We start from the raw sequence: 15370 nt of genomic DNA, 5'->3' as shown, positions 1-15370 counted from the left end.
CGCCCGGCCACCGGCCTAGGCTAAACTGCGCAGCATTGCCTAGGAGCCGAAATATGCAAAACCCGCAGAACTTGATCTGGATCGACCTGGAAATGACCGGTCTTGATCCGGATAACGACGTCATCATCGAAATGGCCACCATTGTCACCGACAGTGATCTCAATACCCTGGCCGAAGGCCCGGTGATCGCCATTCATCACAGCGACGAAGTGCTTGCGCGCATGGATGAGTGGAACACTCGCACCCACGGCAACTCCGGCCTGACCCAACGCGTGCGCGACAGCCGCATCACAATGGCCGAAGCCGAAGCCGAAACCATCGCGTTTCTGGAAAAGTGGGTGCCGAAGGGCAAGTCGCCGATCTGTGGCAACAGCATCTGCCAGGATCGCCGCTTCCTCTATACCCATATGAAGGCGCTGGAAAGCTACTTCCACTACCGCAACCTCGATGTGTCGACGCTTAAAGAGCTGGCCGCACGCTGGGCACCGGACGTACGCGACAGCTTCAAGAAGGGCAGCACGCATCTGGCACTGGACGACATTCGCGAATCGATTGCCGAACTGCAGCACTACCGTAAGCACTTCATCAAGTTCTGATTTCGCTTGGCGGGTTTTTGTAGCGCGTTTTCTCGCCCTCTTTTGGTGCCGTACCGAAATGGCTAGACTGCGCGCCTTCCTGCCAGGATCGCCACCATGCTGCTGATGCTCTATCTGATCGCCATTACCGCTGAAGCCATGACTGGCGCCCTGTCCGCAGGTCGGCGCGGCATGGACTGGTTCGGTGTGGTGCTGATTGCCTGCGTCACGGCACTTGGCGGCGGCTCGGTGCGTGACGTGCTGCTCGGGCATTACCCGCTGACCTGGGTCAAACACCCGGAATATCTGGTGCTGACTTCAGTCGCAGCGATGTTCACCGTGTTTACCGCCCGCTGGATGCGCCATCTGCGTTCGCTGTTTCTGGTGCTCGATGCCGTCGGCCTGGTTGCCTTTACCCTGATCGGCTGCATGACCGCTCTGGAAATGGGCCACGGCATGCTGGTGGCTTCGGTCAGCGGCGTGATCACCGGCGTGTTCGGCGGCATCCTGCGCGATATCTTCTGCAACGACATCCCGCTGATCTTTCGCCGTGAACTCTACGCCAGCGTGTCTTTCGCGGCGGCGTGGTGCTACATGCTGTGCCTTTATCTGAACGTGCCGAGTGAACAGGCGATCTTGATCACACTGTTCGGCGGCTTTCTATTGCGCCTGCTGGCGATCCGGTTCCACTGGGAAATGCCCAAGTTCGTTTATAACGACGCGCCTTGACGCTCGGCATGTTGTTTCAGCGCCCACTCGACATGCTCTTGCACCAGCTCTGACGGATAGTCACGGCGCGCCTTCAGTGCCTCCAGCACCGGAATGCTCGACGGCGCATTCCCCAGCCCCACCGCCAGGTTGCGCAGCCAGCGCTCGTAACCGGCCCGCCGCAACGGCGAGCCTTCAGTGCTGCTGAGAAACTTGTCTTCATCCCACATGAACAGCTCTGCCAGTTCGGCATTGTCGAGGTTGTGCCGTGGCTTGAAATCGCTTTCCCCGGACGGCCGCGCGAAACGGTTCCACGGGCAGACTATCTGGCAGTCATCACAGCCGAATACGCGATTGCCGATCAGCGGACGCAGGTCTTCAGGGATGGCGTTTTTGAGCTCGATGGTCAGATAGGAAATGCAACGCCGGGCGTCGAGCACATACGGGCCGACGAAGGCTTTGGTCGGGCAGATATCCAGGCACGCCGTACAGCGACCGCAATGTTCGGTACTGTGCGGTTCATCCACCGGCAGCGGCAGGTCGACGAACAGTTCGCTCAGAAAGAAGTAACTGCCGGCTTTGCGGTTCAACACCAGGGTGTTTTTGCCGATCCAGCCCAGCCCGGCCTGCTCGGCGATGGCTTTTTCCAGCACCGGAGCGCTGTCGACGAAGGCGCGGAAGCCAAACGGGCCAATCTCGGCTTGAATCTTGTCCGCTAATTGTTGAACGCGTTTACGGATCAATTTGTGGTAATCGCGGCCCAAGGCATAACGCGACACGTACGCTTTTTCCGGTTGGGCCAGCCGTTTGGCCATCTCGGTGTCGCCCGGCAGGTAGTCCATGCGCAGGGAAACCACGCGCAAAGTACCGGGCACCAGCTCTTCCGGATGCGAACGTTTGCTGCCGTGGGCGCCCATGTAGTCCATTTCGCCGTGGTAGCCAGCTTCGAGCCAGCGCGCCAAGTGCTGCTCATGCTCGGCCAGATCCAGGCCACTGATGCCGACTTGCTGAAAGCCCAGCTCGCGGCCCCAATCCTTGATCGATTGGGCGAGGGCGGGCAGGTCTGTAGTGATGGCGGACATGAGGCGAGAGAAACCGGAGCTGAGGTGCGTATAATTCTGCCAGACATCGGAGCCCGAAGACGCATGCCGCACACGAAAGATGAATTACCCGACGCGCTGTACTGCGCCGCTCAGGTGCGCGAACTCGACGCACGGCTGATTGCTGCCGGCACGCCGGGCTTCGAATTGATGCAGCGCGCCGCACATGCGACCTGGCGGGCGCTGGTCCGACAATGGCCATCTGCGACCGAACTGACGGTGCTCGCCGGCCATGGCAACAATGCCGGTGACGGTTATCTGATAGCGGTTCTCGCTCAGCGCGCAGGCTGGCAGGTTCAGGTGTTGGCTGTCGGTGATCCGCTGCGCTTGCAGGGCGACGCAGCATTGGCCCATGCCGAGGCGGTGACCGAAGGCGTGGCAATACAGGGCTGGAACCCCCTGAGCCCATTACGCGGCATCATCGTCGATGCCTTGCTTGGCACCGGCCTCACCGGTGAGGTGCGCGAGCCATATGCCAGTGCCGTCAGGGCGATCAATGCCAGCGGTTTGCCGGTAACGGCGGTGGATATTCCTTCCGGACTGTCCGCTGATACCGGGCATGTGCTCGGTGCCGCGGTTCGCGCCGACCTCACCGTCACCTTCATTGGGCTGAAAATCGGTCTGTTCACCGGCGATGCTGCGGATCACATCGGCTATCTGGCATTTAATGATTTGCAGGCCACGACCGAAATCTATCGTGACATTCCTGTCAGCGCTCGACGCCTCAATGCGGCTAATCTGCCGCGTCTGGCCGCACGTGCGCAGGCCGCGCACAAAGGGCGATTCGGGCATTTGTTGTTGATCGGTGGCGATCACGGTTTCGGCGGGGCGATTCTGCTCAGCACCGAAAGCGCACTGCGCAGCGGGGCGGGCATGGTTTCGCTGGCAACGCGACCGGAGCACGTGTCGGCGGCGCTGACGCGGGTTCCGGAAGTGATGGCGCTAGGGGTTTCATCGGCCAATCAATTGATGAGTCTGCTGGAAAAAGTGTCAGTGCTGGTCGTCGGGCCGGGGCTTGGACAGGCGAGTTGGGGGCGGGTGCTGTTGTCTGCCGCCGTCAACGCGCCGTTGCCACAAGTGTGGGACGCCGATGCATTGAATCTGCTGGCCAGCGGATTCATCAGCCTGCCCAAGGATTGCGTGATCACTCCGCATCCGGGCGAAGCCGCGCGTTTGCTGGGGATCAGTACTGCTGAAGTACAGGTGGATCGCCCGGCGGCCGCTTTGGCTTTGAGCAAAAAACATACAGCAGTGGTGGTGCTGAAAGGCGCCGGCACTTTGATCGCGCATCCCGATGGGCGTCTGGCGTTGTGTCACCAGGGCCATCCGGCCATGGCCACCGCTGGGCTCGGCGATGTACTGGCAGGCTTGACCGGCGCACTGTTGGCGCAAGGCATGGACGGTTTCGATGCCGCCTGTCTGGCGGTCTGGCTGCACGCCAATGCCGGGATGCAACAAGGGAAATTCGGCCGTGGGCTGGCGGCCAGTGATTTGATTCCAGTCATTCGTCAGTTGTTGGAGGAGTATGCACCGTGTCTGAAGTAACCCTGTACCTGGCCGATGAACAGGCCATGAGCGACTTTGGCGCACGGATCGCCCGGGTGACCCAGGGCCACGGCCTTATTTTCCTCGAGGGCAACCTGGGGATGGGCAAAACCACGCTGTCCCGAGGGATCATTCGTGGGTTGGGGCACGTCGGGGCGGTGAAAAGTCCGACCTTCACCTTGGTCGAACCCTACGAGATTGGCGATATCCGCGCCTTCCACTTTGACCTGTATCGCCTGGTCGATCCGGAAGAGCTGGAGTTTCTCGGCATCCGCGACTATTTCGAAGACGACGCACTGTGCCTGATCGAATGGCCCGATAAAGGTGCAGGCTTTTTGCCAAAGCCGGACCTGACCATTACCATTAGCCCGCAAGACAGCGGGCGTTCGCTGAAAATTTTATCCCAGGGCTCGCGTGGCGAGGCCTGGTGTGCCGCTTTGGCGTTGGAATCCAATTAGATGATGGGGTTAGGTATGCGCTTTCGCGCGTTGGTGGCTGCCGCTGGACTGATATTGATGGCAGTAACCGTCAACGCTGTGGCCGACTCAAAGGTCAACAGCGTGCGCCTGTGGCGGGCGCCGGACAACACGCGACTGGTCTTCGACCTGAGCGGCCCGGTGCAGCACAGTGTTTTCACCCTGACCTCACCGGATCGGCTGGTGATCGACATCAACGGCGCCACCCTTGGCGCGCCGCTGAATGTGCAGACCGCGAACACGCCGATCACCGCGATGCGCTCGGCCCAGCGCACGCCGACCGACCTGCGGGTGGTCATCGATCTGAAAAAAGCCGTCACCCCGAAAAGCTTCTCGCTGGCGCCTAACGCGCAGTACGGCAATCGCCTGGTGGTCGATCTGTTCGATAACGCGGCCGACGCGGCGCCGCCGCCTGCGCCAACGCCGCGGGTTGCGACTGTACCGGCCGTGCCGGTCACCCCGACCGAGCCGACAATCAAGCTGCCGCCGGCCCCGGCCGGCAAGCGCGACATTATTGTGGTGATTGACGCCGGCCACGGTGGCGAAGACCCGGGTGCGTCCGGTTCGCGTGGTCAGCGTGAAAAAGACGTGGTGCTGCAGATCGCTCGCGAACTGCAACGTCAAGTCAACGGCATGAAAGGCTTCCGCGCCGAATTGACCCGCACCGGCGACTACTTCATTCCGTTGCGCGGGCGTACCGAAATTGCCCGCAAAAAGGGCGCCGACCTGTTCGTGTCGATCCACGCCGACGCTGCGCCGTCTGCGGCAGCTTTCGGTGCATCGGTGTTCGCCCTGTCTGATCGCGGCGCGACGTCGGAGACCGCCCGTTGGCTGGCCGACAGCGAAAACCGTTCCGACCTGATCGGCGGTGCCGGCAATGTCAGCCTCGACGACAAGGACCGTATGCTCGCCGGCGTGTTGCTCGACCTGTCGATGACGGCTTCGCTGACCTCCAGCCTCAACGTCGGTCAGAAAGTTCTGACCAACATCGGCCGCGTCACACCGCTGCACAAACAGCGCGTGGAGCAGGCCGGGTTCATGGTACTGAAGTCGCCGGATATCCCGTCGATCCTGGTTGAAACCGGCTTCATCTCCAATGCCAACGAAGCGAACAAACTCTCGGCGTCGAGCCACCAGCAAGCGCTGGCACGTTCGATCAGCAGCGGCGTGCGCCAGTTCTTCCAGCAGAATCCGCCACCGGGCACCTACATTGCCTGGCTGCGTGATTCCGGCAAGATCGCCCAGGGCCCGCGTGACCACCGTGTCGGCCCGGGTGAAACGCTGGCAATGATCGGCGTGCGCTATCAGGTATCGCCGGCCACATTGCGCAGCGCGAACAACCTGAAAAGCGATGAGCTGAAAGTCGGCCAACACCTGACCATTCCTGGCACCGAATTGGCGTCCAAAGAATGAACGAAGTGCTGAACGCAGCCCGCATCGAACTGCTCAGCCCCCGGCTGGCGAACCAGATCGCCGCCGGTGAGGTGGTCGAGCGCCCGGCGTCGGTGATCAAGGAGCTGCTGGAAAACAGCCTCGACTCCGGCGCCAAGCGCATCGATGTCGATGTCGAGCAGGGCGGCGTCAAGCTGCTGCGAGTCCGCGACGACGGCAGCGGCATCTCCGCCGACGACTTGCCGCTGGCGCTGGCCCGTCACGCCACCAGCAAGATTCGTAATCTGGAAGACCTCGAACAGGTGATGAGCCTGGGCTTTCGCGGTGAGGCACTGGCGTCGATCAGTTCCGTCGCGCGCCTGACCCTGACCTCGCGCACCCGTGACGCCGATCAGGCCTGGCAGGTCGAAACCGAAGGTCGCGACATGGCGCCTCGCGTGCAACCGGCCGCGCACCCGGTCGGCACCTCGGTTGAAGTCCGCGACCTGTTCTTCAACACCCCGGCGCGGCGCAAATTCCTCAAGACCGAAAAAACCGAATTCGATCACCTGCAAGAAGTGATCAAGCGTCTTGCACTGGCGCGTTTCGACGTGGCGTTTCATCTGCGCCACAACGGCAAGACCATTCTCAGCCTGCACGAAGCCCACGATGACGCGGCGCGTGCGCGGCGTGTGGCGGCGATCTGTGGTTCGGGTTTCCTGGAGCAAGCCTTGCCTATCGAGATCGAGCGTAACGGCTTGCACCTGTGGGGCTGGGTCGGTTTGCCGACCTTCAACCGCAGCCAGGCGGACTTGCAGTACTTCTTTGTCAATGGCCGGGCGGTGCGCGACAAGCTCGTGGCCCACGCGGTGCGTCAGGCCTACCGCGACGTCTTGTTCAACGGTCGGCACCCGACGTTTGCGCTGTTTTTCGAGGTCGACCCGGCGGCGGTGGACGTCAACGTGCACCCGACCAAGCACGAAGTGCGCTTTCGCGATGGGCGCATGGTGCATGACTTCCTTTACGGCACGCTGCACCGCGCGCTGGGCGATGTGCGTCCGGAAGATCAGCTTGCCGGTTCAGTCACCACCGCCGTCGTCCGGCCAACCGGCCTTGATGCCGGTGAGTTCGGCCCGCAGGGTGAAATGCGTCTGGCGGCCAATGCGTTGCTTGAGCAACCGCAGGCGCAACCGGCGTTCAATACGTCGGCGGGCGCCAGCGCTGGTGGCGCTTATCAGTATCAATACACGCCGCGTCCGCAATCGGCGATGCCGCCTGCCGCTGAGGCTCAGGCTGCGTATCGCGAGTTTTTCGCGCCGTTGCCTGAAGCCAACGCCAATGCGCTGCCGGCCGGTCAGGAAGATATTCCACCCCTCGGGTACGCGCTGGCGCAGCTCAAGGGCATCTACATTCTGTCCGAGAATGCCCAAGGGCTGGTTTTGGTGGACATGCACGCCGCCCACGAGCGGATCATGTACGAACGCCTGAAGATTGCCATGGCCAGCGAAGGTCTTAGCGGCCAGCCGTTGCTGGTGCCTGAGTCTCTGGCGGTGAGTCAGCGCGAGGCCGATTGCGCCGAAGAGCATGCGGCGTGGTTTCAGCGTCTTGGCTTCGAGTTGCAACGCCTTGGCCCGGAAACATTGGCTATTCGACAGATTCCGGCTTTGCTCAAGCAGGCTGAGGCTAATCGTCTGGTGGGTGATGTGCTGTCGGATTTGATGGAATACGGCACTAGCGACCGGATTCAGGCGCACCTCAACGAACTGCTGGGCACCATGGCCTGCCACGGCGCGATCCGCGCCAACCGGCGCCTGGCCCTGCCGGAAATGAACGGCCTGCTGCGTGACATGGAAAACACCGAGCGCAGCGGTCAATGCAATCATGGCCGACCGACCTGGACCCAACTGGGCCTGGACGATCTGGACAAACTGTTCTTGCGCGGTCGTTGATGAGCCAGCTTCCTCCAGCGATTTTTCTGATGGGCCCGACCGCTGCGGGCAAGACCGACCTGGCCATCGAGCTGTCCAAGGTATTGCCGTGCGAGTTGATCAGCGTCGATTCTGCGCTGGTTTATCGCGGCATGGACATCGGCACCGCCAAGCCTTCAAAAGAACTGTTGGCTGAGCATCCGCACCGTTTGATCGACATTCTTGATCCGGCTGAAGCGTATTCGGCTGCTGATTTTCGGCGTGATGCCCTGCAAGCAATGGCCGAAATCACTTCGCGCGGAAAAATTCCGCTGCTGGTCGGCGGCACGATGCTCTATTACAAGGCTTTGGTCGACGGCCTGGCAGACATGCCGGCAGCCGACCCCGGGGTGCGCGCGCAGATCGAAGAAGAGGCTGCACGCCTTGGCTGGCAAGCCTTGCACGAGCAATTGGCAGCCATCGACCCGGAGTCAGCGGCGCGGATACATCCGAACGATCCACAGCGTCTGAGTCGGGCGCTGGAGGTTTATCGGGTCAGCGGTCAGAGCATGACTGCCCTGCGCCAGCAACAATCTGCGCAAAGTACTGAAGCAGCCGCTTCGGGACTGCAACAATTGCCCTATACTGTCGCGAACTTGGCCATTGCCCCGGCGAATCGTCAGGTACTGCACGAGCGTATTAAACAAAGATTCACAAATATGTTGGAACAGGGATTCATCGACGAGGTCGTAGCCCTGCGTAAAAGAAGTGACCTGCATGCCGGGTTGCCGTCTATACGTGCAGTAGGTTACCGCCAAGTCTGGGATTACCTGGATGGCAAACTGAGCTTGGCCGAAATGCAGGAGCGCGGAATCATCGCCACGCGCCAATTGGCCAAACGCCAGTTCACCTGGCTGCGCAGCTGGGAAGATTTACACTGGCTGGACAGTCTTGATTGCGACAATCTGCCACGCGCCTTGAAATACCTTGGGACCATCTCCATATTGAGCTGAGTCCTTGCAATTGCCGTCTATCCTTGGGGGTGTGGCGGCCAAAGCCATCTGAATTACCTATTTTTTATTATTGAATCCTTAAAGGAGTGCGGCACATGTCAAAAGGGCATTCGCTACAAGACCCTTACTTGAATACTTTACGTAAAGAGAAAGTTGGGGTTTCAATCTACCTGGTCAACGGTATCAAACTGCAAGGCACGATCGAGTCCTTCGACCAGTTCGTGATCCTGCTGAAAAACACCGTCAGCCAGATGGTTTATAAACACGCTATCTCTACCGTCGTGCCAGTTCGTCCAATTCGTCTGCCTAGCGCAACCGAAAATGAACAGGGCGACGCAGATCCAGCTCCGGGTAACGCCTGATAGGAGTCTCCTTTGTTCTTTGAGCGCCACGGTGGTGGTGAACGGGTCATCCTCGTTCACTTGGATGGACAGGACCCTGAGGCGCGCGAAGATCCGCAGGAGTTTCAGGAGCTGGCTAATTCGGCGGGCGCCGAGACCGTTGCGTTTTTTAACGTGCCGCGTCATCGGCCAACCGCCAAATTCCTGATTGGCAGTGGCAAGGTCGAGGAACTACGCGACCTGGTTCATGCCGAAAAGGCCGATCTGGTTATCTTCAATCACATCCTCACGCCCAGTCAGGAACGTAACCTCGAACGTGTTTTCGAGTGTCGCGTGATCGACCGCACCGGTCTGATTCTCGATATTTTCGCCCAGCGCGCCCGCACCCATGAAGGCAAGCTCCAGGTCGAACTGGCCCAGCTTGACCACATGAGCACCCGGCTGGTTCGTGGCTGGACTCACCTTGAGCGTCAAGGTGGTGGCATCGGCATGCGTGGTCCGGGTGAAACACAACTGGAAACCGACCGTCGTCTGTTGCGGGTTCGCCTGCGCCAGATCAAGGGCCGGCTGGAAAAAGTGCGCAGCCAGCGCGAACAGTCGCGACGCGGCCGCTCGCGTGCGGATATTCCTACCGTGTCTCTGGTGGGGTATACCAACGCCGGTAAATCCACACTCTTCAATAACGTGACGAAATCCGACGTGTACGCGGCGGATCAGTTGTTCGCCACGCTGGACCCGACCCTGCGCCGTCTCGAACTGGACGACCTCGGGCCGATTGTTTTGGCCGACACCGTGGGGTTCATCCGTCACTTGCCCCACAAGCTGGTCGAAGCATTTCGGTCTACGCTCGAAGAGTCGAGCAACTCCGATCTGCTGTTGCACGTGATCGATGCGGCCGAGCCGGATCGCATGTTGCAGATCGAGCAGGTGATGGTGGTGCTGGGTGAGATTGGAGCCCAGGACTTGCCGATCCTCGAGGTATACAACAAACTCGATTTGCTTGAAGGCGTTGAGCCACAAATCCAGCGCGATGCCGATGGCAAGCCGCAACGGGTCTGGCTGTCCGCGCGTGATGGCAGTGGTCTGGAATTGCTTGAGCAAGCCATTGCCGAGTTGCTGGGCAGCGATTTGTTTGTGGGCACATTGCGTTTGCCGCAACGATTCGCTCGACTGCGTGCGCAGTTCTTCGAACTCGGTGCGGTGCAGAAAGAAGAACACGACGAAGAAGGCATCAGCTTGCTGGCCGTTCGTTTGCCCCGGGTCGAGTTGAATCGACTGGTAAGCCGCGAAGGATTGCAGCCGATGGAATTCATCGAGCAACACACTTTGCAATAAAAGCCTGACAAAGCGGTTGTGCCGCAACGGCAGGCATTCTGTAGCATTGGTCGGCGCGCCGTGGGTGCGTCTTTGCTTTATCAGATGGAGAGCGCTATGGCTTGGAATGAGCCGGGTGGCAACTCGAACAATCAGGATCCTTGGGGTGGCAAGCGCCGCAATAACGGCGACCGCAAGGGGCCACCGGATCTCGACGAGGCCTTCCGAAAGCTGCAGGAAAGCCTGAACGGGTTGTTCGGTGGTGGTAAGAAACGCGGTGGTGATGACGGCGGTGGTTCGGGCAGGAGTAGTGGCGGCTTCGGCGCTCTGCTCGGTATCGGCCTCGTTGTGCTGGCGGCCGTCTGGCTGTACAGCGCGGTCTATGTGGTCGACGAGCAGGAGCAAGCCGTGGTGCTGCGCTTCGGCAAGTACTACGAAACCGTCGGCCCCGGCCTGAACATCTACTTCCCGCCGATCGATAAAAAGTACATGGAAAACGTCACGCGTGAGCGTGCCTACACCAAGCAGGGCCAGATGCTGACCGAAGACGAGAACATCGTCGAAGTGCCGCTGACCGTGCAGTACAAGATCAGCAACCTGCAGGATTTCGTGCTGAACGTCGATCAGCCGGAAATCAGCCTGCAGCATGCGACCGACAGCGCCTTGCGCCACGTGGTGGGTTCGACTGCCATGGACCAGGTGCTGACCGAAGGTCGTGAATTGATGGCCAGCGAAATCAAGGAGCGTCTGCAACGCTTCCTCGATACCTATCGCACCGGCATCACCGTCACTCAGGTCAACGTACAGAGCGCAGCCGCACCGCGTGAAGTGCAGGAAGCCTTTGATGACGTGATCCGCGCCCGTGAAGACGAGCAGCGTTCGCGCAACCAGGCTGAAACCTACGCCAACGGCGTGGTGCCGGAAGCCCGTGGTCAGGCCCAGCGCATCCTTGAAGATGCCAACGGTTATCGCGACGAAACGGTTTCGCGCGCCAAGGGTGAGGCAGATCGCTTTACCAAACTGGTCGCCGAGTATCGCAAGGCCCCTGAAGTCACCCGCCAGCGTCTGTATCTGGACACCATGCAGGAAGTCTTCAGCAATACCAGCAAGGTACTCGTGACCGGTAATAAAGACGGCCAGAGCAACCTGCTTTACTTGCCGTTGGACAAAATGATTCAGAACAGTTCGGGCAGCAATGCACCGGTCACCGGTTCGGCTGCCGCCAGCAACACGGATGTCACGCCGCATGTCACTGACGTGCCGCAGTCGCGTACAAGGGAGACCCGCTGATGAGCAATAAATCGCTGATCGCCCTGATCGTTGGCGTTGTCGTGGTACTGGTTGGCTGGAACTGCTTCTACATCGTCGCTCAGACCGAGCGCGCGGTGTTGCTGCAATTCGGTCGTGTGGTGCAGGCGGATGTTCAGCCGGGTCTGCATGTGAAAGTGCCTTACGTTAACCAGGTGCGTAAATTCGACGCACGTCTGATGACGCTGGATGCACCGACGCAGCGTTTCCTGACCCTGGAAAAGAAAGCCGTGATGGTCGATGCCTACGCCAAGTGGCGCGTGAAAGATGCCGAGCGCTTCTACACCGCAACTTCCGGCCTCAAGCAAATCGCCGACGAGCGCCTGTCCCGTCGTCTGGAATCCGGTCTGCGTGACCAGTTCGGTAAGCGCACCCTGCACGAAGTTGTGTCTGGTGAGCGTGATGCGCTGATGGCTGACATCACTGCTTCGCTGAACAAGATGGCGGAAAAGGAGCTGGGTATCGAAGTTGTCGATGTCCGGGTCAAGACCATCGATCTGCCGAAAGAAGTGAACCGCAGTGTGTTTGAACGTATGAGCACCGAGCGTGAGCGTGAAGCTCGCGAGCACCGCGCCAAGGGTAACGAGCTGGCAGAAGGCATCCGTGCCGACGCTGATCGCCAACGCCGTGTGCTGCTGGCTGAAGCCTATCGTGAATCCGAAGAGATTCGCGGTGACGGTGACGCCCAGGCCGCTGCGATCTACTCCAAGGCCTACGGCCAGGATCAGGAATTCTACGGTTTCTACCGTAGCCTGCGCGCCTACCGTGAAAGCTTCGCGAACAAATCCGACGTCCTGGTCCTCGACCCAAGCAGCGACTTCTTCCGCTATCTGGAAAAGTCCAAGCCTTGATACGACGTTGACCTGAATCGTTCCGCCCGGCGGCTAAAACCTCGGGCGGGGTGATCCTTTGGGAAAACGTGTGTATGATGCGGCAGCCGGGAAATTCCCGGCTTTTTTGCGTCTGCATGTTTGATTGCTGTTTTTGCTGCAGAACATCGGGTTGAACAGCCCGAACAGTTTTTCGAGGAAAGTGATGGGCGAGGCCGGTATCAGGCCTTTCGCTGCGTCGTTCATGCGCGTGCGTTTTGAACGGACCGGTCATTTTCTGCTTCACTCAAGGCTCGCCCTAGTGCTGGCCGCCCGGATCAAAGGGGAATGGCGTAATGGCAACGGTAGACCGCTGGCTGCTGCCAGATGGCATCGAAGAAGTACTGCCACCGGAAGCGGCGCGCATTGAAGTTGCGCGTCGTCAGGTGTTGGATCTGTTCCAGAGCTGGGGTTACGAGTTTGTCGTGACCCCCCATATCGAGTACCTGGAATCCCTGCTGACCGGCGCGGGCCAGGACCTGGATCTGCGTACCTTCAAGGTCATCGACCCGCAGTCGGGCCGGCAGATGGGTTTCCGCGCTGACATCACGCCGCAAGTGGCACGCATCGATGCGCACACCCTGCGTCGCGAGGGCCCGAGCCGTCTGTGCTACGCCGGCAGCGTACTGCACGCCCAACCGCGTGCACTGTCGTCCTCGCGCAGCCCGATTCAATTGGGCGCCGAGTTGTACGGCGATGCCAGCCCGAGCAGCGACGTCGAAGTCATCAGCCTGATGCTGGCCATGCTGCAACTGGCCGATGTGCCGGATGTGCACATGGATCTCGGTCACGTCGGCATCTACCGTGGCCTGGCGCGCGCCGCCGGTCTGTCCGGTGAAGTCGAGCAGCAGTTGTTCGATGCGTTGCAACGCAAGGCCATCGACGAGGTCATTACCTTGACCGAAGGCCTGCCGGCCGATCTGTCCGGCATGCTGCGCGCGCTGGTCGATCTGTGTGGCGGCCGTGAAGTGCTGGCTGCTGCCCGCGAGCGTCTGGCCGATGCGCCGGCGCCGGTGCTGGCAGCACTGGAAGATTTGCTGGCGATCGCCGAGCGTCTGTCGGCGCGCTTCCCGGAGCTGCCGCTGTATTTTGATCTGGGCGAGTTGCGCGGCTACCACTACCACACCGGTGTGGTGTTCGCGGTGTTCGTGCCGGGCGTTGGCCAGTCCATCGCTCAGGGCGGTCGCTACGACGACATCGGCGCCGACTTCGGTCGCGCCCGTCCGGCAACCGGCTTCTCCACTGATTTGAAAACCCTGGTGACCCTGGGGCGTGCTGAGATCGAGTTACCGTCTGGCGGTATCTGGATGCCTGACAGTACGGATGCGGCACTCTGGCAGCAGGTTTGCCAGTTGCGCAGTGAGGGTCAGCGTGTCGTTCAGGCATTGCCTGGACAACCTTTGGCCGCCGCCCGTGATGCGGACTGCGACCGGCAATTGATTCAGCAGAACGGGCTTTGGCAAGTATCGCCACTGGCTTCTTGAGTTTTCCTGCCGGCTATCGCCGGCACCAAGTTTGCGCGAATGAGGACAAGTGTTATGGGTAAGAATGTCGTAGTCCTGGGCACCCAGTGGGGTGATGAGGGCAAAGGCAAGATCGTTGATCTGCTGACCGAACATGCTGCCGCCGTAGTGCGCTACCAAGGTGGCCACAACGCTGGTCACACCCTGGTGATCGACGGCGAGAAAACCGTCTTGCACCTGATTCCGTCGGGCGTACTGCGCGAAGGCGTGCAGTGCCTGATCGGCAACGGCGTGGTGGTTGCACCTGACGCCCTGCTGCGCGAGATCATCAAGCTGGAAGAGAAAGGCGTACCGGTGCGCGAGCGCCTGCGCATCAGCCCGTCCTGCCCGCTGATCCTGTCCTTCCACGTGGCGCTGGACCAGGCCCGTGAAAAGGCCCGTGGCGAGCTGAAGATCGGTACTACCGGTCGCGGTATCGGCCCGGCTTACGAAGACAAGGTTGCACGTCGTGGCCTGCGTGTTGGCGATCTGCTCAACATGCCGCGCTTTGAAGACAAGCTGCGTGAACTGGTGGACTACCACAACTTCATGCTGGTGGGTTACTACAAAGAGCCTGCCATCGACTACGACAAGACCCTTGCCGAGTGCAAAGAGTACGCTGAGCTGCTCAAGCCGCTGATGCTGGACGTGACGGCCGAGTTGCACGACCTGCGTCGCGCCGGCAAAGACATCATGTTCGAAGGCGCCCAGGGTTCGTTGCTCGACATCGACCACGGCACCTATCCGTACGTGACCAGCTCCAACACCACCGCGGGTGGCGTAGCGACCGGTTCGGGTGTTGGCCCGATGTTCCTGGACTACATCCTGGGCATCACCAAGGCTTACACCACTCGCGTAGGTTCGGGCCCATTCCCGACTGAGCTGTTCGACGAAGTGGGTGCGCACCTGGCCAAACAAGGTCACGAGTTCGGCGCTACCACCGGCCGTGCCCGTCGTTGCGGCTGGTTCGACGCCGTTATCCTGCGTCGCGCTATCGACGTGAACAGCATCTCGGGTATCTGCCTGACCAAGCTGGACGTACTCGACGGCCTGGAAACCATCAACATCTGCGTCGGTTACAAAGATGCGCAAGGCAACGCCGTTGCCCCAACTGACGCTGACAGCTACGTGGGCCTTCAGCCTGTGTACGAAGAAGTGCCGGGCTGGACCGAATCGACCGTGGGTGCCAAAACCCTGGAAGAGCTGCCAGCTAACGCTCGTGCCTACATCAAGCGCGTTGAAGAGTTGATCGGCGCGCCGATCGACATTATTTCGACGGGCCCGGATCGCAACGAAACCATCGTTCTGCGTCATCCGTTTGCTTGATAAGTCGTTGATGTA

14 protein-coding genes are annotated in these 15370 nt (G+C 60.4%); 13 read left to right on the top strand and 1 reads right to left on the bottom strand.

Annotated features, from left to right (window positions below; translation table 11 throughout):
- The first annotated feature begins 53 nt into the window (after nt 1-53).
- Both orn and IAI51_RS07530 read left to right on the top strand, forming a co-directional pair.
- Nucleotides 54-596, top strand: coding sequence for an oligoribonuclease (gene orn, locus IAI51_RS07535; protein ID WP_187677884.1), 543 nt, complete (start codon nt 54-56; stop codon nt 594-596).
- A gap of 96 nt (nt 597-692) precedes the next feature.
- Nucleotides 693-1304, top strand: coding sequence for a trimeric intracellular cation channel family protein (locus tag IAI51_RS07530; protein ID WP_095120635.1), 612 nt, complete (start codon nt 693-695; stop codon nt 1302-1304).
- Here IAI51_RS07530 and queG read toward each other — a convergent pair.
- Complete coding sequence (queG, locus tag IAI51_RS07525) at nt 1286-2365, bottom strand: tRNA epoxyqueuosine(34) reductase QueG (RefSeq protein WP_187677883.1); 1080 nt, start codon at nt 2363-2365, stop codon at nt 1286-1288. The genes IAI51_RS07530 and queG overlap by 19 nt on opposite strands.
- 63 nt (nt 2366-2428) lie before the next feature.
- On the opposite strand from queG, the gene IAI51_RS07520 reads away from it, so the two are divergent.
- The 11 genes from IAI51_RS07520 to IAI51_RS07470 all read left to right on the top strand — a co-directional run bounded on the left by IAI51_RS07520 (nt 2429) and on the right by IAI51_RS07470 (nt 15355).
- A complete protein-coding gene (locus tag IAI51_RS07520) occupies nt 2429-3928 on the top strand; it encodes an NAD(P)H-hydrate dehydratase (protein WP_187677882.1) in 1500 nt (499 codons plus the stop codon).
- Nucleotides 3916-4386, top strand: coding sequence for a tRNA (adenosine(37)-N6)-threonylcarbamoyltransferase complex ATPase subunit type 1 TsaE (tsaE, locus tag IAI51_RS07515; protein WP_016985707.1), 471 nt, complete (start codon nt 3916-3918; stop codon nt 4384-4386). The genes IAI51_RS07520 and tsaE overlap by 13 nt, the downstream gene beginning before the upstream one ends.
- 57 nt (nt 4387-4443) lie before the next feature.
- A complete protein-coding gene (locus IAI51_RS07510) occupies nt 4444-5817 on the top strand; it encodes an N-acetylmuramoyl-L-alanine amidase (protein WP_401271274.1) in 1374 nt (457 codons plus the stop codon).
- Between the two features lie 5 nt (nt 5818-5822).
- Entirely contained in the window at nt 5823-7724 is a 1902-nt protein-coding gene (gene mutL / locus IAI51_RS07505; protein WP_187677953.1) for a DNA mismatch repair endonuclease MutL, read from the top strand.
- Nucleotides 7724-8695 (top strand): tRNA (adenosine(37)-N6)-dimethylallyltransferase MiaA, encoded by a 972-nt coding sequence (miaA, locus tag IAI51_RS07500; RefSeq protein ID WP_187677880.1) that lies wholly within the window; start codon nt 7724-7726, stop codon nt 8693-8695. The genes mutL and miaA overlap by 1 nt, the downstream gene beginning before the upstream one ends.
- Before the next feature lie 95 nt (nt 8696-8790).
- Nucleotides 8791-9057, top strand: coding sequence for an RNA chaperone Hfq (gene hfq / locus IAI51_RS07495; protein ID WP_095109354.1), 267 nt, complete (start codon nt 8791-8793; stop codon nt 9055-9057).
- A gap of 12 nt (nt 9058-9069) precedes the next feature.
- A complete protein-coding gene (gene hflX / locus IAI51_RS07490; RefSeq protein WP_095187332.1) occupies nt 9070-10371 on the top strand; it encodes a ribosome rescue GTPase HflX in 1302 nt (433 codons plus the stop codon).
- A 96-nt stretch (nt 10372-10467) separates the two neighbouring features.
- Nucleotides 10468-11640, top strand: coding sequence for an FtsH protease activity modulator HflK (gene hflK, locus IAI51_RS07485; RefSeq protein WP_187677879.1), 1173 nt, complete (start codon nt 10468-10470; stop codon nt 11638-11640).
- Nucleotides 11640-12509 (top strand): protease modulator HflC, encoded by an 870-nt coding sequence (gene hflC / locus IAI51_RS07480; protein WP_123448397.1) that lies wholly within the window; start codon nt 11640-11642, stop codon nt 12507-12509. The genes hflK and hflC overlap by 1 nt, the downstream gene beginning before the upstream one ends.
- Before the next feature lie 314 nt (nt 12510-12823).
- Nucleotides 12824-14011, top strand: a complete 1188-nt coding sequence (locus IAI51_RS07475; protein ID WP_187677878.1) for an ATP phosphoribosyltransferase regulatory subunit — start codon at nt 12824-12826, stop codon at nt 14009-14011.
- 54 nt (nt 14012-14065) lie between these two features.
- On the top strand, nt 14066-15355 hold the full coding sequence (locus IAI51_RS07470) for an adenylosuccinate synthase (protein ID WP_187677877.1): 1290 nt from the start codon (nt 14066-14068) through the stop codon (nt 15353-15355).
- Nucleotides 15356-15370 lie beyond the last annotated feature (15 nt).

The organism is Pseudomonas sp. N40(2020) (assembly GCF_014472415.1).
GTDB lineage: Bacteria > Pseudomonadota > Gammaproteobacteria > Pseudomonadales > Pseudomonadaceae > Aquipseudomonas.
This window is presented reverse-complemented; position numbering and strand designations above follow the sequence as displayed.